This is a genomic window from Nocardioides sp. (assembly GCF_036503465.1).
Classification (GTDB): domain Bacteria; phylum Actinomycetota; class Actinomycetes; order Propionibacteriales; family Nocardioidaceae; genus Nocardioides.
Map to the genome: position 1 here is coordinate 1 of NZ_DASXWU010000008.1, position 20,455 is coordinate 20,455.

Sequence of the window (20,455 nt, forward strand, 5' to 3'; positions counted from 1 at the left end):
CCCTCGTACTGCCGGACGATCGAGTCGGCGACGAGGCGCCGGGCCTTCTCGGTCAGCTTCTGCTGCCGGGCCTGGTCGGCGCGCAGTGCCTGGACGTCACCACGCATCTGCTTGAGCTGCACCCGGATCTGGTTGTAGCGCTCCGAGGCCTGCTCGGCCGCGTGGTAGAGACGGTCCACCCGATGCTGGACGTCTTGGATGCTGGGTTTCGCCTGGGCCGTCCCGCTGGGGATGGTCGCTACGCCGACGACGGTGGCGACTGCGGTGGCCGAGGTGGCGAGGAACGTGACGAGGCTTTTCCGGCCGTTGAGCACGAGCGGAAGGACTCCCTTGCTGTCGTACGCCTACCGGGTGAGCTGACGGGTTCGGGCACGACAGGCCCTACACCGGCTCCTCGCCCGCGCACTTTCGTACGCGCGCGCCTCGACGGTGATTCACCCCAGGTGGGTTGGTTCCCCGGCTCTCGGCCGCGGCTCCCGAACGGCCACGACGTTGACTCGGCGCGACACCCGCATGGACACCGGACTGGTCCATCGGCACGGGCATCTGAGCGGTCACTCAACCACAGCCCACGGGGCACTGCAAAACTTTCAACCAGGCTGTCGTGACTTTTTCGTGATCGACTTCCGGTCACTGTCACGTGAGTCACATCAGCCTCTTCTGTCACGGGCCATCCACAGGTGTTCAGGCCGACTCGATGGCTGGCGGGTCGACGGGTGTCACCAGCCTCAGTGGCGGCACCAGGCCGCCGGCGGCCAAGGCGTCGAGGGCACGGCACTCGTCGTCGGCCAGGGTCAGCTCGGGCGGCGGCCCGAGCAGCACGGTCACCACGCAGTCATGGCAAGCCTGCCCACGCACCAGGCAGGTGTCGCAGTCGATTCTCGTCGTCATGTCGCAGACCCTCCCAGGGACCACCGACAACGACGCCCGGAGACCGTTCACGCGGCGTGTCCGAGCCGTCGCTGTCGGCGCGCAGTCCTACCGTCCGGGACATGACCACCGCGCCGCTCCGCCTCCCCGGCGGACCCGGCATCTCTCGGGCCGCGGGTCGATCCCCGGCCGAGTCCGCGGCTCGGCGGTGGGAGGTCCAGCGCAGCTTCGACGAGCTCGGGCGGCCGTTGCGCGATCTCACCTTCTGCGTGGTCGACCTCGAGACCACCGGTGGGTCGGCCGAGGGCGGATCGATGATCACCGAGATCGGCGCGGTGAAGGTCCGGGGCGGCGAGGTGCTCGGGGAGTTCCAGACGCTGGTCAACCCCCACACCCAGATCCCACCCTTCATCGCGGTGCTGACCGGGATCACCAACTCGATGGTCAGCGTGGCTCCACCGATCGAGTCCGTCTTGCCGGCGTTCCTGGAGTTCGCCGCCGGATCCGTTCTGGTGGCCCACAACGCGCCGTTCGACGTCGGGTTCCTCCAGTGGTTCGCGGCGCGCCAGGGCATTTCGTGGCCGGCGTTCGACGTGCTCGACACCGCCAAGATCGCGCGGCGCGTCATCACCCGGGACGACGCCCCCAACTGCAAGCTCTCGTCGCTCGCGCGCGCCTTCCACGCATCGACCACCCCCAACCACCGCGCGCTCTCCGACGCCCGGGCGACGGTCGACGTGCTCCACGGCCTGATGGAGCGGCTCGGCGGTCTCGGTGTGCACACCATCGAGGAGCTGTCGACGTTCAGCGCCAAGGTCTCCACCGCCCAACGGCGCAAGCGCCACCTCGCTGAGGGCCTCCCCCATGCCCCGGGTGTCTACCTGTTCCGCGACGAGCAATCGCGGGTCCTCTACGTCGGCACCTCGCGCGACCTGCGCACGCGCGTCCGCTCCTACTTCACCGCGTCCGAGACTCGATCCCGCATGGGAGAGATGGTGGCCATTGCGGAATCCGTGTCGGGCATCGAGTGCGCAACACCGCTCGAGGCCGAGGTGCGCGAGCTCCGGCTGATCGCCGAGCACAAGCCGAAGTACAACCGGCGCTCGCGCTTTCCGGAGAAGGTCCACTACCTCAAGCTCACCCGCGAGCCGTGGCCCCGGCTGTCGCTCGTGCGGCGGGTCGCCGACGACGGCGCCGACTACGTCGGCCCCTTCGCCAGCAAGAAGGCCGCGGAGAAGTGCCTGGCGGCCTTGCACGACACCTTTCCGGTGCGCCAGTGCTCCCAGCGCATCGGGCGCGACCCATCGGGGTCGCCGTGTGTGCTGGCCGAGATGAGTCGCTGCCTCTCCCCCTGCGACGGCAGCGTCGACCAGACGACGTACGCCGCCGTCGTGCGGCAGCTCCGCGACAACCTGCTGCGTCGCCCCGACGACGTGGTCGAGCTGATCACCCGCCGAATGGCATTGCTCGCCGAGGACGAGCGGTTCGAGGAAGCCGGAGTGCATCGCGACCGGCTGGCGGCGTTCGTGAGGGCTGCCTCGCGAACCCAGCGACTGACGGCGCTCACCCGCATCCCGCACCTGGTCGCAGCCCGACGCGAGGACGACCGTTCAACAGGTTCAGCGCCGCGCGGACAGTGGGCGGTCCATGTCGTCCGGCACGGCCGTCTGGCCGCGGCCGGAGTCATCCCGCCGGGTGCGGATGCCCACCGATTCGTCGCCGACCTGGTTGCCAGCGGCGAGACCGTGCGCGGCGGTCCTGGCCCAGCCCCCGCGGCCACTGCGGAGGAGACCGAGAAGATCCTGCGCTGGCTCGAGGCCCCGGGGCTACGACTGATCGAGGTCGACGGCGAGTGGTCCTGTCCCGTCGGCGGCGCCACCCGCCACCTCGCGTTGCACGACGAGGTCAACCACTCGCGACTCGATCTGGTGCCCTTCGACGAGCGTCGTGACCTGCCGGTCGCCAGCCGGCCCGCCCGGTAGTGGCCACTACAGTCGGGTCATGATCACCGCCATCGTGTTCGTGAAGGCCGACGTCGCGCAGATCCCCGAGGTGGCCGAGGCGATCGCGGACCTCGACGGCGTCAGCGAGGTCTACTCCGTGACCGGCCAGATCGACCTCATCGCGCTGGTGCGTGTTCGCAACCACGATGACGTGGCCGACGTGGTCGCCGATCGCCTGAACAAGGTGCCGGGAGTGACGTCCACCGAGACCCACATCGCCTTCCGGGCCTACTCCAAACACGATCTCGAAGCAGCGTTCGCGGTCGGGGTCGATTGATCGCAGGCTCTGCACCGACGTGCGCGCACGCGGGCGTGCCCGCAACGTCGAGCAACTGATTCCGTCCCGCCCCGCGCCGGCTCCCACTGAGGAGGTTGAGATGACCCCAGATCAAACGTTTTGGTCGGGCAGGCGCGTCCTCGTAACTGGCCACACGGGGTTCAAGGGATCCTGGCTCACCACGAGACTCTGTGAGCTCGGCGCCGCAGTGCATGGGGTTTCGCTTCCAGACTCCGAGGGCCGCACCGACTTATGGGAACAGCTCAGTCTCGAGGGTGTCTCCGAGACACGCGGCGACATCGCAGCACGGGACTGGACCTCCCCAGCCCGAGACTTCTCTCCGGAAGTGGTCTTCCATCTCGCTGCCCAGTCACTGGTCACAGTGGGCTATCAAGATCCGGCCCTGACTTTCCGCACCAACGTGCTCGGCACCGTGCAGGTGCTGCATCTGGTGAGTCAGCTACCGGAACTCCGCTCGGCAGTCATCGTGACGACCGACAAGGTCTACGACGTGCGTCAGGCACCGCCATACGTTGAAGACCACTTCTTGGGCGGCAAGGACCCGTACTCCGCGAGCAAGGCGTGCGCCGAATTCGTAACGCTGTCGTGGCCCGGCTTAGAGGTCCCAGTCGTGACTGCCCGCGCCGGTAACGTGATCGGCGGCGGCGACTGGGCCGCTCACCGACTCGTACCAGATGCCGTGCGGGCCTGGAGCAGCGGTGCCGTGTTGACTCTGAGGCGACCCACCGCGATCCGACCCTGGCAACACGTGATCGAACCACTCGAGGGTTACTTGGCGTACGCCGAAGCACTGGCCAGCGAGCGCCAACTGCCGAGGTCTCTCAACTTCGGACCCGGTGCCTCACAGCGTGTATCGGTGTTGGCCCTTGTCGAGTTCGCAGCGGAGGAGTGGGAGCGGCTCACCGGAACCTCACCGGTCAGGTGGGACGTGCAACCAGCGTCTGTGGTGACGGAGACCGAAGACCTCACCCTGGACCCGACCTTGGCTCGGAGGGCTCTGGGCTGGGGCGGCGTCTGGGACTGGCGAACTGCAATCTCCAAGACTCTCGAATGGTACGTCGCGACCGCCGGTGGGAAGCATCCCCGTGAAATGATTCGTGACCAGTTCGCGGACTACGCCTCCAGGCTGTGAGGCACACTCGCCACCGGCGAAAAATGCAACCTGTCGACGTGCCTCGACCCTAGGCTTCGGATGACATGAAGAAGGAGCGTTGGCGGTGTCTGGAGTGGGTCGGCCGCGAGGGGTCGCTCGCGTGAGCCGGAAAGACCAATGATCCACGCCTTGCTTGGAGAGCGTGGCACCACTGTGTGTCGGGGTTGTAGAGGCACGACGCTGGCCTCCGTGCTCGACCTCGGCGAGCAGCCGCTGTCCAATGAGATGGGCGTGCGCTCGGATCAGGATCTGGAGAGATTTCCCCTACATCTCCGCATCTGCAGGTCGTGCGGGCTGGGCCAGGTCGGTGAAGTCGTACTTGCCGATCGTATTTTCGGCGACAACTACCCGTACCTCTCCTCCACGAGCGTCAGCTGGGTCCAGCACGCACGGCGTTACGCGGAAGCACTGATCGGCGAACTGAACCTCACCGGTGACCACCTGGTTCTTGAGATCGCAAGCAACGACGGGTACCTCCTCTCCTCCTTTCGGGACGAAGGCGTGCGGATCCTTGGTGTCGAACCTGCACGAAATGTGGCTGCCATGGCGGTACAGGCCGGCATCCCCACTCTCAACGAGTTTTTCGGAGTTTCCGCCGCCCGGCGGATTGTCGCCGGACACGGGCACCCCCGATTGGTGGTTGCCAACAACGTGATGGCACACGTGCCCGATCTCGAGGACTTCGTTGGTGGGATCGCCGCGTTGATCGATGACTCGAGCGTGATCACCGTCGAGAACCCGTCGCTTGTGAAGCTCCTGCTTGAGCGACAGTTCGACACGATCTACCACGAGCACTTCTCATATCTCACGGCACTCGCCGTCCGCACCGTGGCGAGGCAGCACGGTCTACAGCTCTTTCGGGTGCAAGAGCTCGAGACCCACGGGGGATCGAATCGCTACTGGATGCGGCGCGACGTCGGGGTCGCTCCCGAACCATCGGTCGAAGCGACGATCGAAGCAGAGCTCGCTGCGGGACTCCTCGAAGAGCGGGTCTGGGCAGAGTTCGCAGAGGCCAGCCACGCGGCGATCGATGGACTTCGCCAGTGGCTAGACGAACAAACCACGGCCCGAGCGATGGTGGCCGGCTATGGCGCAGCTGCCAAGGGCAACACGCTGTTGAACGCCGCCGGCGCTACCTGCACCGACTTGGCCTACGTCGTCGACGGCAGCATTGAGAAGCAGGGCCGCTTCCTGCCGGGTTCAGGCGTTCCGGTCCACGCCCCACACCATCTGGCTGACGAACAACCCGATCACGTGCTGGTCCTGCCATGGAACCTCGCAGCAGAGATCGTTCCGCTTGTCGCGGACCAGGCCGGGGACGCGTGCGTATGGGTGGCGATCCCGGAGATGACTCGGTTGCGGTGATCACTACTTCTCGGATCTGGCCACGTTAGCCTCGTGGGACCACCCCGAGACACAGTTGCTGCACCAGGGAGAGCACGTGAAGGTAGTCATCCTGGCCGGGGGACGCGGCACGCGTCTGTCGGAAGAGACCCACGCGATCCCGAAGCCCATGGTCGGCATCGGTGGCCGCCCGATCATCTGGCACATCATGAGCCACTACGCGTCCTACGGCTACGACGACTTCGTCGTGGCGTGCGGCTACAAGGGAGACGTGCTCAAGGACTATTTCGCGACGTACCGGACGCGCGAGTCGGACCTGCACGTCGACCTCACCCAGGGCACGGTGGAGTCACTCACACAGCCACACGAGAGTTGGCGGGTCACGCTCGTCGACACCGGCCAGCACACCATGACCGGGGGGCGCATCAAGCGGCTGGCGCATCTCCTCGGTGAGCGCTTTCTCCTCACCTACGGTGACGGAGTTTCCGACGTGCCGATCGACGCGCTGATCGGTCACCACGAGGCGAAGCACGCGCTGGCCACCGTAACCGCGGTACACCCGATCCCGCGGTGGGGGGCGCTAGCCGTTCGGGAAGGCAACGTGGTGGGCTTCGAGGAGAAACCAGAAGATCCAGACACCTGGATCAACGGTGGATACTTCGTCATCGAGCCGGAGGTGCTCGATCTCATCGAGGGCGACCACGACGGGTTCGAGCAGCAGCCTCTGCGCCTGCTCGCCGACCAGGGCCAGCTGGCTGCGTACCAGCACACCGGGTTCTGGCGGGCGATGGACACCGCTCGCGACCGAGATGAGCTCAACGAGATCTGGAGTGCCAACGCCGCGGCGCCGTGGCTGGGTCGACGATGAAAGTTCGTCAGGTCGGCCTGGACGGCGCCTTCGTCATCGAGGGCGTGCGTATCGAGGACACGCGCGGAGACTTCCGACGGCTTTGCTCACTGCAGGACCTGTCGGCAGTGGACTTCGACGTCCGAAATAGCTACCTAGCGAGCGCGCACAACGTCCGGGCCGGCACGGTGCGCGGGCTGCATTATCAGCGGCAGCCGCATGAGGAGACCAAAGTGCTGTGGTGCCACAGCGGCTCGCTCTACGACGTTCTCGTCGATGTTCGTCCCTCCGCACCGACGTTCGGTCGGTGGGTTTCTCTCGAGCTCTCGGCCGAGAAACCTGAGGTGGTCCACGTGCCGCCAGGGGTGGCTCATGGCTACCAGACGACGTCGGGTCATTCCGGCGTCACCTACCTCATCTCGGGCGCCCATGAGCCGAGCAGCAGTCGGACCATCCACTGGCGCGACAAGTCCTTGGCCATTCCCTGGCCCCTGGGCGACGCGATCGTGTCCGAAACCGACGCTGCTGCACCCCCGTGGAGCGACGTCGGATGAACCAGGTGAAGCGCGTGGTGATCTGGGGCGCCTCCGGGCATGCACGCGTCGTGCGAGAGGCGCTCGGAGACAACGGACCGCCGGTGGTGGCCGTGTTCGACCGGGCGAAAGTCGAGCCCCCGTTCTCCGACGTACCTCTGTACACCGGCGCGGATGCCTTCGAGCAGTGGGCAGCGGCAGATCAGAGCAGTGGAGACTGCGATCTCGGATTCGTCATCGCCATCGGTGGTGTGCGAGGTTCGGACCGTTTGGACCTGCACCAGCGGCTTACCGAATCGGGGCTTTCGCCCATATCGGTAGTGCACGAGCGCGCGTTCGTGGCCACGGGCGCCTCGTGCGGGCCTGGTGCTCAGATTCTGGCGCTCGCGGCCCTGTGCGAAGGTGCCTCGATCGGCGCGCAGACGATCCTCAACACCGCCGCCACTGTGGATCACGAGTGTGTCATCGGCGACGGTGTTCATATCGGCCCAGGCGCCCACGTCGCCGGCCTGGTCAACGTCGGTGACCTGGCTTTCATCGGCATTGGCGCGGCCGTGTTACCGCGGGTCCGGATCGGGACGGGCGCTGTGATCGGCGCCGGCGCAGTGATCCGCGACGACGTCCCCGACTACGCCACCATGGTCGGCAACCCGGCCCGACAGATAGGACACCCAACATGAGCATGGAGGACTTCCGGGCTCTGTCAGCCCAGTGGTTGGAGGCGAGCCTTCCGGAGAGATACTCCTACAACTTCACGTGGATGGGCCGCCCGATCATCCAATACCCCCAGGACATTGTGGCGTTGCAGGAGCTGATCTGGCGCATCCGCCCCCAGGTGGTCCTAGAGACTGGCATCGCACATGGAGGGTCCCTTGTTTTCAGCGCCTCGATGCTCCACCTGCTGGGCGGCGAGGGGCGCGTGATCGGGATCGACATCGACATTCGGTCAGACAACCGCATCGCCCTCGACGAGCACCCGATGCGCTCACGGATCGACCTCGTCGAAGGTTCGTCGATCTCGCCCGAGACCGTGAAACAGATCCACGAGATGGTCGGCGGTCGCTCGCCGCTGCTTCTCATCCTCGACTCCAACCACACCCACGCCCACGTGCTGCAGGAGCTGCGGGCCTACTCGGGACTGGTCGGGGCCGGCAGTTACGTCGTCGTTCTGGATACCGTGGTCGAGGTCCTTCCAGGCCACACATACCCGGACCGGCCGTGGGGGCCCGGCAACAGTCCAGGGTCGGCCGTCGAGGCATTTCTCGCCGAAAACGATCGGTTCGAGGTGGACTCCGAGCTCGAATCTCGAATCGCGATCACAACCGCCCCAGGCGGATACCTCAGGTGCATCCGTGACTGAGAACAGCCGCATTCCCGTCGCCGGCCCCTCCATCACCGAGCTTGAGGCCAAGCGCGTGCTCGATGCCGTTACCCACGCCTGGTACGACGACGCGAACCGCCCCATCGACGACTTCGAGACAGCGTTCGCCCGCTACATCGGCCGTGCCCACGCTGGGTGCCTGCCGTCCTGCACGGCAGGCCTGCACCTCGCACTCGCGGCGTTGGGAATCGGACCAGGCGACGAGGTCATCGTCCCCGACCTGACATGGATAGCCACGTCGGCACCGATCAGCTACGTCGGCGCCCAACCCGTGTTTGCCGACGTGGACCCCACGTCTTTGTGCCTGACGATAGACACGGTGGCTGCTTGTGTGACACCTCGAACGAAGGCAGTGATCGCCGTGGACCTGTACGGCGCCATGCCTGACATGGAGGCGCTCGCGGCCTTCGCCGACGAGTCCGGCATCACGCTCATCGAGGACGCCGCGGAAGCTTTGGGCTCCGAGATCGCCGGCCGGCGGGCGGGAAGTTTCGGTCGAGTGAGCGTCTTCAGTTTCCACGGGTCCAAAACGCTGACCACGGGTGAGGGTGGGATGCTTCTCACGGACGACCCAGATCTATTCCGTCGCGTAAACGTCTTACGTGATCATGGGCGCCGCCCCGGAGACCGCGCGTTCAACAATTTCGAGGTGGCGTTCAAGTACAAGATGAGTGGGCTGCAAGCCGCTCTGGGAGCCGCGCAACTCGAGCGTGTCGACGAGCTCCTTGAGGGCAAGCGGCGCATCCACCGGTGGTACAAGGACGGGCTCGCGGAACGCGATGACGTCTCGATCTATTCCAGCGACAATGCCGGTGTGGTCTGGTGGATGACAAGCGCACACGTCTCTCCCGAGACAGGCTGGGACAAGGACCGACTCCAGGCCGAGCTGTCCAGGGCGAATATCGACTCGCGTCCAATCTTCCGCCCGCTCAGCTCCCTTCCTGCCTATCGCGAAACCTCTGAGGCGGCGCGGGCACGGGACAGGAATCAGGTGGCTTACCGCGTCAGCCCGTGGGGCATCAACCTGCCGTCGGCCCTCGCCCTGACGCAAGCCGACGTTCAGCGAGTCTGTGATGAGATGATCTATCTCATCGACCGGCGAATTAGGTAACACCGTCCACTCGATGCCCCGTCGAGGTCTAGCAGCCTCCACATTTCTCGCTCATCCCACGTGAGCCCAGGATCCCGGTGAGGTGTGCGGCTGAGAACCGATTACCTAACGCTCTCTAAGCTGGAGACGTTTGCCTGTCTTCAGGGCTCGCGCAAGCCTTTTTCGCTCGCGTGACAGGCGGTCGACTATCTCTGCGGCATTGGAGTGCCGGCGCCGAGTCTCGGGCGTTTCCTAGGGGTGGGTCACGGGCCGAATGAAGTAGATGAGCGCGCCGAGGTGCCCGAAGTGGTCTGTCAGTTCCGCGTGGATCTCTGTGCATCCGGCACGCTGGAGAACTCCCATGACCTTGGACAGGTCATAGTCGTTCATCTGCATCATCGGAGCTCGTAACGGTCTCCGCTGGATGAGGTTGACTACGACGTGGAGGGCCGGCGCGATGGTAATAGTCCGGTATGCCAACCGACGAAGACGACTTGCCTCGCGCGCATAGCTGAAATGCAGAGCGCCAACCCCACCCGGCTCGAGGAGCCGGAGCATTGCCCGAAGGACGCTCATCCCAGCACGTACAGGCATGTGCTGAAACACGATGAACGAGTGCACGAAGTCGAAGGTGCCGGTGATTGCGGTAAGCTCGTTGTCAGACTTGACGAAATCGATATTCGTGAAACCCCGAGACTGCGCATTCCTTCGTGCCTCAGCCAACATCGATTCTGAGATGTCGACACCGACAACTCTGTGACACCGGGCCGCGAGGGGAATGGCCAGTCGGCCCGTTCCGCACCCGAAGTCGAGCGCTCGGGTCGGCTCAAAGGCAGAGTCGATGGTGCGGCGCACGACGTCGAGGACCGCGGTTACGTGTTCCTCGCCGGTGGCGAAGAACTCCGCCATGGCCGCGTTGTCGAGAGCACCGCCTCGGAATCGATCATCGGTAAGCACTCCGAAGTACGGATCCGTGCTGCCGAACTTTTCCCATGCACCGTCTGAGTTCCTGGGCATCCGAGACCTTCCGAATCGTTGGTGACGCGCGCCGGCATCCGGTGTCCACCGCACATCATGCGCGCCCTACGCGCGCCTTGTCAGCCGGCTGCCTTGCGTCGCCACTCGAGCGGCAGCCCGGGGCAGCCGGGATCGGTACCTATTGGTCACACCACCGAATAGGGGTGGATGGGTTCGGTGAGGTGCGCGTAAACACGGGTGATGGAATTTCTGATTGACTCGTAGAACTTGTCGAGGGTGGGCCAGGGGCGACTACGTCGTGGGCGCGATCTGCCCCGGGCTGCCGAGCCGGACCCACAATCCCCGGAGGGCACGGTCGATGAACGGCCACCGCTCGAGGACGTCCTCGAGAATGAAGAACACGCTGCCCGGCCATGTGCTCAGCAGCAGAAGCTCTCGTCGCGCTGCCTTTCCCACTAGAGGGTCAACGTCCGATGCGTAGGTCATCTCGCGGAGCCGTGTCCACATACGGCGCTTTCGCCAGTGCGTGAGGCTGTCGTCTGGACCCAGCGCTGCACTAGTGGCGGCGACGGTCTCTGCGACCGACTTCAGTGGGTACTCCCGATATTCGAAGAGCACGTCGGTGCAAACAGCGAGAGGACCACGAAGGAGGAACCACCAAGTTAACAGAACGTCGGCGCCATACTCGGGGGTGAACATCGGCGACTGCAACAGACGATCGCGGCGATACATGCAGTAGGTCTCGGTCCAGCGTCGGCGCCGCAGCAAGGAACGCAGCCGTGTCCGAGCGTCAGGAGACGCTAGCGGCTCATCGGTCTGGACACGTGTCGGTGACCCCGCAGAATCGGTGAATTGGATTCCTGTCAGGCAAGCGGCAGCGTCAGGGTTCGCTTCGAGCTCGCGCACACAGGTATCGATGAACCCTGGCCTGATTCGGTCGTCGGCGGCCAGCCACATGAAGTAGTCCCCGGTTGCCTCACGGGCGCAGCGGTTGAAATTCTCGACCGCACCCTCGTTCGTCGCAGCGACGATGACCGCCTCGCTTGGCAAGAACTCACCGGCGATCCGCGCACTGCCATCTGTGGAGGCGTTGTCGAAGACGAGTATCTCGTCCGCCTCCAGCGTCTGCCGTTGTACGGATTCGATCGTTTCCCGGATGGTCTCCGCACCGTTGTAGACCGGGATCGTGACTGAGACTCGGTGACGTGATCGGGCACAGGTTTCTCCAGGTTGCGAGTGCACCGATCCATCATGCAGTCCGCTCATTGGATTGTCTCAAGGACAGCAACTGCCACCAGAGAGGCGACTGCCGGCGTCAGGGGCTACTCGGGGCTTTGGTCGCCATCGTCGACTGCGCCGTGGCGGCTCCGACGAACATCGGCTCCCGGAAGAGGCGCCGAGTCACGATGAGACCCGGAACCGCCGTGACCAGCATCGTCGCGAACAGGCTACCGAGCACGGGGCCGGGCAGACCCAGCTCGACGGCGAGCCACACCGACAGAGGAAGATTCAAGACGACGACACCGACCGAGAGTTGAGCGTGCACGCGGACCCGATTCGTGGCGTTCATGAGAAGGAAGAACGGGGCGCTCAACAACTGATACACGGTCCACAACCCGCAGCAAATCATCAACGGCCTCGGCGGCACTAAGTCGGACGTCAACCATGTCGAGATCAGGGGCCGCCCGACGAGGACGAGCACCATTGACGCCACCGCCCCGATGACTCCACCCAGCAGGATTGTCCCGCGAAGGCGCGATCTGATCCAACTAGCGTCGCCGCGCATGTAGGCGTCCGCGAAGGCGGGCCACAGCTGGATCAGAGCCGGTGAGATGCTGGCCGTGACCAATCCGAAGACCCTCATGCACACGCTGTATATCCCGGCGTCGCGCGCACCCAGGACACCTGCGATGACGAGGACATCGGTCTGATAGCCGATGGCCGCGGCGAGGTCGATCAGAAAGAACCAGACGCTCGCGCCTCGGAGCGTCCGGAACTCGGCCCGAGACACCGAAGACCAGACCGGGCGAAGCCGGGGGTCACGGCGAAGAGTCCACGCGAGACAGAGCAAGCCAACCAACGCGGGGGCGCCCAACATCGCCAATACGAACACCGCAAGAGGCGCTGTGGTGAACGAGCAGACCATCCCGAGCGAGGCCGACAGGACGATTCCGCCGCCCATCCAACGGTTGGCTCTGCCTCCGCGATGGATGCCATACAGGATGCGTTGCCCCAGGGCACCGGGGACCGAGACCCCAGTGACCAGTGCGGCGGCCAGCACGGCAGAGTCGACCTCGCCGCTCGAGAGGTCGCCCGCCCCGAGGATCGACCCCCACGGCAGGATCAACGCGGCCACAATCCCAACGGACGCGATCAGAACGCCTGCGATTGAAGCCGCAGCGAGGGCCGTTCCGACGGCCACGCGCGCAGCCTCGTCGTCGCCGCGGGCTCTGGCGCTCGCCAGCCTGGACACCAAAGCCGAGCCGATACCCAAGTCGGTGAAGGCGAGGATCACCGGCGCTGCCGTGAGAGCTGCGAGGACACCGAATGCCTCGGGCGAGAGTGCCCGCGTGATGAACGGTAGGGACACGAGTGTCGAGATGACGAAGGTGGCTTGGTACGCCACGCCCGTTATCAAGGTGCCCAGTACAGCGCGATCACGTTGCCGCGCCCGGGCGCCTGCGGGCTCATGCTCCGGCATTACGACTCTCTCCTCACCTCGTCCGAAGCCTAACTATCCGGGCCCTGGCCATCACGGACTTCGCGAAGGCTGATGTCACAGGCGAGCGGTAGACGCACGGGCCGAGTGCCGCGCGTGTCCGGACCGAACGTCACCTCAACGGTTGGCGAGACGCCGGTAAACCTCCACGTGGGCTTCCGCGCAGGCTTGCCAGCTGAACCTGGCGACGCGTCGCAGGCCCAAAGGCACGAGCCGGTCCCGCGAAGAGATCGCCTGGCGAATCGCGGCCGCGATGGCGGGCACTGCGCGAGGATCGAACATAACAGCGGCATCGCCACAGACCTCAGGAAGCGAACCACTGTCGGCGGCCGCCACGGGACAGCCCGAGGCCATCGCTTCTAATGGCGGAAGACCAAACCCTTCGTACAGGCTGGGGAAGGCCAAGCATGAAGCGCTGCGGTACAACTCACGGAGCTCGACATCAGGCACCATCCCCCGGTGCTCGGCCCACTCTGGCAGCTGACCGAGGTCGTCACCACGTCCGCCGGTGAGCACCAGCCGAAGGTCGCTGCCCTGTTCTCGGAGCAGCGCCATCGCCGCGATGAGCCGTCCATGGTTCTTGTGCCGCCAGGCTCCGGCCGGGTAGAGCACGAACGACTGCCGCCGACCGTCGTACGGAGAATGGGCATCGTGGTCGACACCGAGCGGTGCTACAACGATCCGATCTGGGTCGAGCCCGAGCTGCGCGACGATGCGTTCCTTGCAGAACTCACTGACCGTGATCACCGTGTCGGCCCGTCGGGCTGGCAGGTCGTAGGTGACGACACGATATGCGCGCTCCGGCCTGGAGAAGAGGTCGGGAAGGTCGTGGTGCTGGACGTCGTGAAGCGTCTGGACCATTGGGATACCTTGCCTGCGCAAAGGGACAGGCACCGTCAATGGGAAGTGCACGACCGCCGCTCCGACCAGCTCGCGCCGTCCGGCGAACCACGGGCTCGAGGTCCGCAAGACGGTTCGAAGTCGGTCGGCGGTCGAGCCAGCGCTGCGTAGTTGCGGCAGGACGACCTCACGCACCCCGTCGAACAACCCCTCCGCCATAGCCGGAACCAGCGCGACGACGTCGAGGTCGGGTTCCTTGGAGAGCTCGCGGATCAGAGCCCGGGCGTACGTCTCACTGCCGCCCATACCGCCCGGGACCAGCGTGAGCATCGGCAGCACGACTTTGGTTCGGGAGGCGGCCGCCGTGGCGCCAGGACTCTGGTTCACCGTTACTCCCCGTCGCTGACTGGTGCCCCTGCACGGCCGCAGGGGTCAGCGACGGAAGTCTAGGGTCCACCTGACCACCTGCTCCGGGTCCACGACCGTTTGACGCGACTCCGTACGGTGGATGCCACACAACGTGCCCCGAGGAGGCTCGAGGGGCGGGGATCTCAAGTCTTCGTTTGCCGCGTTTCGACCCTTCGACGTCCAACTTCCCTTTACCGTTGCTAGGGTCACTGCCACCTGGAGGAGTCCCCGGTTCATGTCAGTCGTGGACGGCGCGTCGCCGCAACCGCCTGCGGTCGTCCACGACGAGTCACCGGGTTCTGACAACAGTCGATCCCAGCGGCTTCTCCCCTGGCGCGAACTGGTGGGCGCCGGCATCTACGTCGCCCTCCTGCTCGTCGTTGCACGCTTCGCTGCGGCGCCGCTGGCCAATTCAGACACGTATTTCCACCTGAGGTTCGGCGAGGAGTTCCTCGACCGCTGGTCTCTGCGCGACCCCGGTTCCGTGAGCAGTTTCGCCACGGCGTCGTGGCTGCCCACCCAATGGCTCCCGGAAGTGGTCATGGCCCAGACCGAGCGATGGTTCGGTCTGGCCGGCGTTGCATGGCTCTACGGGTTGATCCTGGTGACACTGCTCGCCACGCTCTATCTCAGCGCGCGGCGATGGGCGGGTCCGCTCGCCACCACCGGGCTGATGGCCGCGGCGATGTTCGTCTCGGCCGAACAGCTCTCGATGCGTCCGCAACTGCTCAGCTTCATGATGGTGGCAGTCACGGCTGCCGCCTGGCTGCGCACCCGGGAAGACCAGCGGGTGCGCTGGTGGCTCATCCCGGTCACGTGGCTCTGGGCGATGGTGCACGGGATGTGGCCGATCGCCATCGCGCTCGGCGTGGTAGCGGTCTTCGGCCTCGCTCTAGATCGAGCCCTTCCTCCGCGGAAGCTTGCACGGGCCGCCCTTGTCCCGCTGGGCTCGGCGGCAGCCGCAGGGCTGACCCCCGTGGGACCTGCGCTGTACGGCGCTGTGATCGGCGTCGGGTCGCGACGGCAGTACTTCTCCGAGTGGGGCACCCCGGACTTCACCAACCTCTCCTGGCTGGTGCTGGCATTCCTGCTGGCCGTCGGAGCCGTCCTGTCCATCCGGCGCACCGAACGCAGCTACCTGCATATCGGCCTGCTTCTGACGGTTGTCGCTTGTGCGGTGTGGTCGTGGCGAACCGTCCCGGTTGCCGCCATGGTGCTGGTACCTCTGATCGCGGCGCAGACGCACTCCGCCGGCGCCCCTCAGACAGCACCGCATCGGCGCGAGCGACAGCTGCTGTTCGCGGTCAGCGTGCTGGCAGTAGCAATCCTTGCGGTGCTGGTGCCTCAGACTGCCGACGAACCACCGGCGCAGCCGTCATGGGTGGACCCGGCACTCTCGTCACTCCCGGCGGGCACGAAGGTGCTCGACTCGTGGGACTACGGCGGCTACCTGATGTGGCGTTATCCCCAGCTCGACCTCTTGATGCACGGGTACGGCGACACCTTCACCCTGGAGGAGCTCCAGCGCAACACCGACATTCTGGGCGTCGCCCCAGGGTGGGAAGGAGAGCTCCGGCGCACCGGCTGCACCGTCGCCGTTCTTCGCCCCTCGAGCGCGCTGACCCGCGCCTTGATCAGCAAGAACTGGACGATTGTGCATAGCTCCAACGGCGTCGCGGAGCTACGCGCACCCGACAACTGGCTCAAGGCCCGCGAGAATTCATGACAGGCTCTTCAATCCACGCCGATACGCCGGCGACGAATGTGTTGAAGCGACTGCTACTCCATCCAGGCAGAAAGCCGACGACTCCAGTCCCTGAGCTCAGCAGCGACACGCGGAACGCTCCTCGTATGTGTGAGAGGGGCTCCGTCCACAAGGCCAGAATCGATGGGGTTTTAGTACAGCGGGCGAGCGCACGTAATGCTGGGGCTCGCTGATGTCTCGGGTGCTCATGGTCGTGCCGACGCTCGGGAGGCGGATGAAACACCTGTCCCTGTGCCTGGAATCGATCGCATCCCAGGAAGCCGATGTCGACCTCGTTCTGGTTGCGCCGAAGTCGGCTGAGATCGAGGCCGTTGCCGTGCACCACAGTGGGCGGTTGGTCCCCGATCCGCTACGGGGGATATCCGGTGCCCTCAACGCGGGCTTCGCGGCCGCGCTCGAGGGCACGGAGTACGTCGCTTGGCTCGGCGACGACGACATGCTCAGCCCTGGTTCGCTCGCGGCCACGACAGCCACACTCGACGCTCACCCGAGGGCGAGCCTCGTGTACGGCTGGTGCGACTACATCGACGACGACGGAACACTGATCTTCACCAACCGGGCAGGACACATGGCTGGGCGAACGATCACATTTGCTCCCAATCTCGTGCCGCAGCCCGGCTCGCTGATGCGCCTCGAAGACGTCCAGGCGGTGGGAGGCGTCGACGAGCAACTGAGCTATTCCATGGATCTCGATCTGTTTCTTCGCCTTCGGCAACGAGGCCGCTTGGTGGCACTCCCTCGCGTGCTGGCGTCGTTCCGCTGGCATCCAGACTCCACGACGGTTCAAGCTGAGGAGGCATCGGCCGAGGAGGCCGATCGCGTGCGCATGCGCTACATGGCGCCATGGGCCGCCCGCGTGTACGGGTTGGCTCGGTGGCCCGGCCGTTGGGCGCTCCGGCTCGTCAAGTGGCGAGTGCGGAGGCGTGCGGCGCTCGAGCGGCAACCGCTTCCAGTAGGTCAAGGAGACGCGGGCCCCACGTCGGGAGGCCCGGGCGGTCAGAACTAGCTGGGCGTCCCTACGCGGGCCGACTCGTCCACGCTCGAAAGCGGCCCCGACCCATCCTTCTGCCGCGTGAGCTGCACGGCGACGGCGCACGCGACCAGCATGAACACACCAAGTACGACTCCTGGCGGATGCCACCAGTTGGGGTCGCCTGCCGACTCGGGACGGGCCAGCTCCAGCTGCTGCACGTGGTAGACGCAGACCACCTGCGGGATGACCAGAAAGACGTAGGAGAGTGCCCTGAGCCTTGATCCCTCGACCGGGGCGAAGCCAACGTCGTCCAGAACCAGGCCGCAAAGCGGCAAGAACCCGATCACGAAGGGGAGCTCGTAGCGTCCCTGCCAGACAGCCCCTGCGCTGGGCATGTACAGCACGGAGAGCACGACAGGCACCAGCAGGGTCACCATCGCGATGCCCAGCACCGCCCTACGGGTTCGTCGCTCGGCACCGCGTCGCCACGCGGCCCAGACAAGAAGCCCGATCACGAAGAAGGACAGTGGGTAGATCCAGAATGGCGCGGGCTCGTCGCGGAACGGAAATGCGCCGACCATCTGCATGGTCCACGCCGGAAGGTTGAAGGCGAGAAGCCAGTTCTTGGAGTCGGGTTGGGACTGGGAGGCCGTGGCGTGGCTGGCGATGACCTGCCAGACGCGCCACCACATGACGCCGGCCAGGGTGGTGACGGCAACGACGCAGACCACGGGAAGATGGCGGCGCACGAGATCACGCGTGGTTCCCAGGCCGGCCACGGCGGCGACGGCACTCACGATCAGAACGATCCACATCGGGCCGAGCAGCCGGAGGAACGTCAGCGGAAAGGCAGCCACGCCGGCAACCACGAGCATTCCGCGCTGAAGCCGGTGGTCCTCGCCCCGACGTATTGCAACCAGCAGCGCCGCCCAGAGGACGAAGGCCAGCCCCATTTCCACGCCATTGGGTGAGGGAATGGCTCCACTGAACAGCACTTCCGGAGTCAACGCTGCAAGAATTCCGAGGTTGACCCAACGGTCTGTTCCCGCGAAGCTCATCACCCCCACGCCCAACGCCAGGAGGAGGGCGCACAACAGGGCGGTCGTGGCCCGCATCGCGTAGTCCGCGGCAGCCCCGTGGAAAGGCTTGGCAGCGGTTCCGACAAGCATGTAGAAGGTCGGCTCGTACCCCGCCGCCGCGGTCGCGACCAGAGATCTGCCGCCAGCGGTCTGTACCGCATGACAGTTGTCACTGCCGACGTAGACAAGCGAGTCGCACTGCTCCTGCGCCGCTTTGACGATGTCCGTGGGTACCCAGACAAGGGTCCCTCGGCCGTGAGCTGCCCCCTGCGAGAGATGGATCTGTCCACTCGCAACACCGGAGGCCCGGTACACGTGGTCGATCTCGTCGCTGCCACGGAACGGCGGGACGGTGATGATCCAGACGGCTTCCGCGAACAGCACGGCCAGGAGCGCGATGAGACCCCGCCGTACCGCAAGGCTCACGGGGGGCCCTCACCGCGAGACGGAGGTGACGTCTCCGACGACGTGGCCCGCGTGGTCTCATCCTGGGCTTCCCGGATCGCCAGGGTGCGCGCCAGGGTGACGTACTTGCGCTCGACGTCGGCCAGCCTGCGGAACAGCACGACGGAGACGAGCATGAAGGCCACGGTGAGCAGGTAGAGCAGGAGGTCGGCACCGCGGCCGACACCGACCTGGTTGGCGACCCAGGTCAGCGTGTTCGGGAAGACGACGCTCACCACGGCTGCGACGAGAGTCACGACGACAAGGCCACGCCACACCACGCGGTGTAATGCGCGGCGGCTGCCGCGGACGGCGTAGTACCCGACCACCGCGAGGGCAGCCAGGAGCAGGATCTTGATCAGGGGCTGGGTCATCGTCTTCGGCCTGGAGAACGGGTCCAGGCCAGGCTAAGGCTCGGCCGCCCCCGCACGTGCGAGAACGTAAAATCTCAGGGCAGCAGGTCGCGGACGACCGCGTCCGCCAGCAGGCGACCCTGGCGGGTGAGGATCAGCCGTTCGGCGTGGAGCTCGACCAGATCACGGGCGACCAGGTCGGCGACGGCGGCGCGGCCGTGGGCGTCGTCGAGGGTGGGGACCGGGAGGCCGTCGCGGAGCCGGATCTCCAGGAGCACGCGCTCGACCCGGCGGGTCTCGGCGTCGAGGGTCTCGCGGGCGGCGGCGGGGCTGGTCTGCCCGGCCAGCCGGGTGGCGTACGCCGCGGGGTGCTTGACGTTCCACCAGCGGACGCCGCCGACGTGGCTGTGCGCGCCGGGGCCGATCCCCCACCAGTGGCCGCCGGTCCAGTACAGCTCGTTGTGCCGGCAGCGGGTGGCGGGGTCGCGGGACCAGTTGGAGACCTCGTACCACTCCATCCCGGCCTCGGCGAGGCGGTGGTCGGCGAGCAGGTACTTGTCGGCGAGGTCGTCGTCGTCCGGCATGGGCAGCTCGCCGCGGGAGATCCGCCGGGCGAGGGCGGTGCCCGGCTCGACGATGAGGGAGTACGCCGAGAGGTGGTCGGGGTGGCAGCCCAGGGCGACCTCGAGCGAGGTGGCCCAGTCCGCGAGGGACTCCCCCGGCGTGCCGTAGATCAGGTCGAGGCTCACCTCGGCGAAGCCCGCCTCGCGCGACCACTCGACCACCGCAGGCACCCGCAGGGGGTCGTGGGTGCGGTCGATGGTGGTCAGCACGTGGTCGACGGCCGACTGCATTCCGAAGCTGATCCGGGTGAAGCCCGCCTCGCGCAGGACGGCGAGATCCCAGGCGGCCACGCTGTCGGGGTTCGCCTCGGTGGTCACCTCGGCGTCGGGTGACAGCCCGAACTCGGCGGCGATCGCCGCGAGCACGGCCGCGAGGTCGCCGGGGCCCAGCAGGGTCGGCGTACCCCCTCCGAAGAAGACCGTGTCGACCGGCAGGTCGCGGTCGCCCAACACCGACCGGGCGAGCCGGATCTCGGCGATCGCGGCCTCGGCGTACGTCGCCCGCGAGGCGCCCGGCTGGTCGCCCAGCTCGGCGGCGGTGTAGGTGTTGAAGTCGCAGTAGCCGCAGCGCACGGTGCAGAACGGCACGTGCACGTAGATCCCGAACGGACGGGTGCCGAGCTCGGCGAGCGCGCTCTCGGGGAGCGACCCGTCGGCCGGAGCCGGGTCGCCGGAGGGCAGCGAGGACGGCACCCGTTCATCCAACCAGAGCGCTCGTGAGGTTCCGCCCACGGCGAACACGGAAACGATGCCC

The 20,455-nt window shown here is 66.2% G+C and carries 19 protein-coding genes, 1 pseudogene and 1 riboswitch; of the genes and pseudogenes, 11 read left to right on the forward strand and 9 right to left on the reverse strand.

The genetic code is table 11. The annotated features are described in order from the left end of the window. Positions 1-314: pseudogene (locus tag VGK78_RS00560) on the reverse strand (hypothetical protein); the annotation flags it as partial. A gap of 12 nt (positions 315-326) precedes the next feature. After that, a riboswitch (cyclic di-AMP (ydaO/yuaA leader) is annotated at positions 327-496 on the reverse strand. A gap of 188 nt (positions 497-684) precedes the next feature. Beyond that, a complete protein-coding gene (locus VGK78_RS00565; RefSeq protein ID WP_331525297.1) occupies positions 685-891 on the reverse strand; it encodes a hypothetical protein in 207 nt (68 codons plus the stop codon). A 101-nt stretch (positions 892-992) separates the two neighbouring features. On the opposite strand from VGK78_RS00565, the gene VGK78_RS00570 reads away from it, so the two are divergent. From VGK78_RS00570 to VGK78_RS00610, 9 genes are all read left to right on the forward strand, one after another. Beyond that, positions 993-2,852 carry a DEDD exonuclease domain-containing protein gene (locus VGK78_RS00570; protein WP_331525298.1) on the forward strand — a complete coding sequence of 620 codons (1,860 nt, stop codon included), beginning with the start codon at positions 993-995 and terminating at the stop codon, positions 2,850-2,852. 19 nt (positions 2,853-2,871) lie between these two features. Further along, the gene (locus VGK78_RS00575; protein ID WP_331525299.1) at positions 2,872-3,150 is read left to right on the forward strand and encodes an Lrp/AsnC ligand binding domain-containing protein; all 279 of its coding nucleotides are present in this window, start codon (positions 2,872-2,874) and stop codon (positions 3,148-3,150) included. Between the two features lie 100 nt (positions 3,151-3,250). Continuing rightward, positions 3,251-4,303, forward strand: coding sequence for a CDP-glucose 4,6-dehydratase (rfbG, locus tag VGK78_RS00580; protein WP_331525300.1), 1,053 nt, complete (start codon positions 3,251-3,253; stop codon positions 4,301-4,303). Between the two features lie 138 nt (positions 4,304-4,441). Beyond that, positions 4,442-5,689 (forward strand): class I SAM-dependent methyltransferase, encoded by a 1,248-nt coding sequence (locus VGK78_RS00585; RefSeq protein WP_331525301.1) that lies wholly within the window; start codon positions 4,442-4,444, stop codon positions 5,687-5,689. 76 nt (positions 5,690-5,765) lie between these two features. Continuing rightward, positions 5,766-6,536, forward strand: coding sequence for a glucose-1-phosphate cytidylyltransferase (rfbF, locus tag VGK78_RS00590; RefSeq protein ID WP_331525302.1), 771 nt, complete (start codon positions 5,766-5,768; stop codon positions 6,534-6,536). Beyond that, positions 6,533-7,069 (forward strand): dTDP-4-dehydrorhamnose 3,5-epimerase family protein, encoded by a 537-nt coding sequence (locus VGK78_RS00595; protein ID WP_331525303.1) that lies wholly within the window; start codon positions 6,533-6,535, stop codon positions 7,067-7,069. Before rfbF ends, VGK78_RS00595 begins: the two co-directional genes overlap by 4 nt. Then, positions 7,066-7,728 (forward strand): NeuD/PglB/VioB family sugar acetyltransferase, encoded by a 663-nt coding sequence (locus VGK78_RS00600; protein WP_331525304.1) that lies wholly within the window; start codon positions 7,066-7,068, stop codon positions 7,726-7,728. The genes VGK78_RS00595 and VGK78_RS00600 overlap by 4 nt, the downstream gene beginning before the upstream one ends. After that, the gene (locus VGK78_RS00605) at positions 7,725-8,408 is read left to right on the forward strand and encodes a cephalosporin hydroxylase family protein (protein ID WP_331525305.1); all 684 of its coding nucleotides are present in this window, start codon (positions 7,725-7,727) and stop codon (positions 8,406-8,408) included. Before VGK78_RS00600 ends, VGK78_RS00605 begins: the two co-directional genes overlap by 4 nt. Then, on the forward strand, positions 8,401-9,540 hold the full coding sequence (locus VGK78_RS00610) for a DegT/DnrJ/EryC1/StrS family aminotransferase (RefSeq protein ID WP_331525306.1): 1,140 nt from the start codon (positions 8,401-8,403) through the stop codon (positions 9,538-9,540). The genes VGK78_RS00605 and VGK78_RS00610 overlap by 8 nt, the downstream gene beginning before the upstream one ends. Before the next feature lie 231 nt (positions 9,541-9,771). On the opposite strand, the gene VGK78_RS00615 is transcribed toward VGK78_RS00610, so the two are convergent. The 4 genes from VGK78_RS00615 to VGK78_RS00630 all read right to left on the reverse strand — a co-directional run bounded on the left by VGK78_RS00615 (position 9,772) and on the right by VGK78_RS00630 (position 14,443). Then, positions 9,772-10,428, reverse strand: a complete 657-nt coding sequence (locus VGK78_RS00615) for a class I SAM-dependent methyltransferase (protein ID WP_331525307.1) — start codon at positions 10,426-10,428, stop codon at positions 9,772-9,774. A 360-nt stretch (positions 10,429-10,788) separates the two neighbouring features. Beyond that, positions 10,789-11,763 (reverse strand): glycosyltransferase family 2 protein, encoded by a 975-nt coding sequence (locus tag VGK78_RS00620; RefSeq protein ID WP_331525308.1) that lies wholly within the window; start codon positions 11,761-11,763, stop codon positions 10,789-10,791. Positions 11,764-11,812: 49 nt separating this feature from the next. Continuing rightward, positions 11,813-13,123: a lipopolysaccharide biosynthesis protein gene (locus VGK78_RS00625; protein WP_331525309.1), complete on the reverse strand. Its 1,311-nt coding sequence runs from the start codon at positions 13,121-13,123 to the stop codon at positions 11,813-11,815. A gap of 210 nt (positions 13,124-13,333) precedes the next feature. Beyond that, positions 13,334-14,443: a glycosyltransferase family 1 protein gene (locus VGK78_RS00630; protein WP_331525310.1), complete on the reverse strand. Its 1,110-nt coding sequence runs from the start codon at positions 14,441-14,443 to the stop codon at positions 13,334-13,336. Between the two features lie 256 nt (positions 14,444-14,699). On the opposite strand from VGK78_RS00630, the gene VGK78_RS00635 reads away from it, so the two are divergent. Then, positions 14,700-16,190 (forward strand): hypothetical protein, encoded by a 1,491-nt coding sequence (locus VGK78_RS00635; RefSeq protein WP_331525311.1) that lies wholly within the window; start codon positions 14,700-14,702, stop codon positions 16,188-16,190. 226 nt (positions 16,191-16,416) lie between these two features. Then, complete coding sequence (locus tag VGK78_RS00640) at positions 16,417-17,235, forward strand: glycosyltransferase (protein ID WP_331525320.1); 819 nt, start codon at positions 16,417-16,419, stop codon at positions 17,233-17,235. Here VGK78_RS00640 and VGK78_RS00645 read toward each other — a convergent pair. The 3 genes from VGK78_RS00645 to hemW form a co-directional block, all read right to left on the reverse strand. Beyond that, complete coding sequence (locus tag VGK78_RS00645) at positions 17,232-18,707, reverse strand: DUF2142 domain-containing protein (protein ID WP_331525312.1); 1,476 nt, start codon at positions 18,705-18,707, stop codon at positions 17,232-17,234. The two genes, VGK78_RS00640 and VGK78_RS00645, sit on opposite strands and share 4 nt — an antisense overlap. Further along, on the reverse strand, positions 18,704-19,099 hold the full coding sequence (locus VGK78_RS00650; RefSeq protein WP_331525313.1) for a DUF2304 domain-containing protein: 396 nt from the start codon (positions 19,097-19,099) through the stop codon (positions 18,704-18,706). The genes VGK78_RS00645 and VGK78_RS00650 overlap by 4 nt, the downstream gene beginning before the upstream one ends. A gap of 74 nt (positions 19,100-19,173) precedes the next feature. Further along, complete coding sequence (gene hemW, locus VGK78_RS00655) at positions 19,174-20,394, reverse strand: radical SAM family heme chaperone HemW (protein WP_331525314.1); 1,221 nt, start codon at positions 20,392-20,394, stop codon at positions 19,174-19,176. Positions 20,395-20,455: the final 61 nt, after the last annotated feature.

Bases quoted from the DNA above. Each gene is read 5' to 3' on its own strand.
- VGK78_RS00565 (WP_331525297.1), bottom strand. From the start codon at position 891: ATGACGACGAGAATCGACTGCGACACCTGCCTGGTGCGTGGGCAGGCT.
- VGK78_RS00570 (WP_331525298.1), top strand. From the start codon at position 993: ATGACCACCGCGCCGCTCCGCCTCCCCGGCGGACCCGGCATCTCTCGG.
- VGK78_RS00575 (WP_331525299.1), top strand. From the start codon at position 2,872: ATGATCACCGCCATCGTGTTCGTGAAGGCCGACGTCGCGCAGATCCCC.
- rfbG (WP_331525300.1), top strand. From the start codon at position 3,251: ATGACCCCAGATCAAACGTTTTGGTCGGGCAGGCGCGTCCTCGTAACT.
- VGK78_RS00585 (WP_331525301.1), top strand. From the start codon at position 4,442: ATGATCCACGCCTTGCTTGGAGAGCGTGGCACCACTGTGTGTCGGGGT.
- VGK78_RS00595 (WP_331525303.1), top strand. From the start codon at position 6,533: ATGAAAGTTCGTCAGGTCGGCCTGGACGGCGCCTTCGTCATCGAGGGC.
- VGK78_RS00600 (WP_331525304.1), top strand. From the start codon at position 7,066: ATGAACCAGGTGAAGCGCGTGGTGATCTGGGGCGCCTCCGGGCATGCA.
- VGK78_RS00605 (WP_331525305.1), top strand. From the start codon at position 7,725: ATGAGCATGGAGGACTTCCGGGCTCTGTCAGCCCAGTGGTTGGAGGCG.
- VGK78_RS00615 (WP_331525307.1), bottom strand. From the start codon at position 10,428: ATGGCGGAGTTCTTCGCCACCGGCGAGGAACACGTAACCGCGGTCCTC.
- VGK78_RS00620 (WP_331525308.1), bottom strand. From the start codon at position 11,763: ATGAGCGGACTGCATGATGGATCGGTGCACTCGCAACCTGGAGAAACC.
- VGK78_RS00635 (WP_331525311.1), top strand. From the start codon at position 14,700: ATGTCAGTCGTGGACGGCGCGTCGCCGCAACCGCCTGCGGTCGTCCAC.
- VGK78_RS00640 (WP_331525320.1), top strand. From the start codon at position 16,417: ATGGTCGTGCCGACGCTCGGGAGGCGGATGAAACACCTGTCCCTGTGC.
- VGK78_RS00650 (WP_331525313.1), bottom strand. From the start codon at position 19,099: ATGACCCAGCCCCTGATCAAGATCCTGCTCCTGGCTGCCCTCGCGGTG.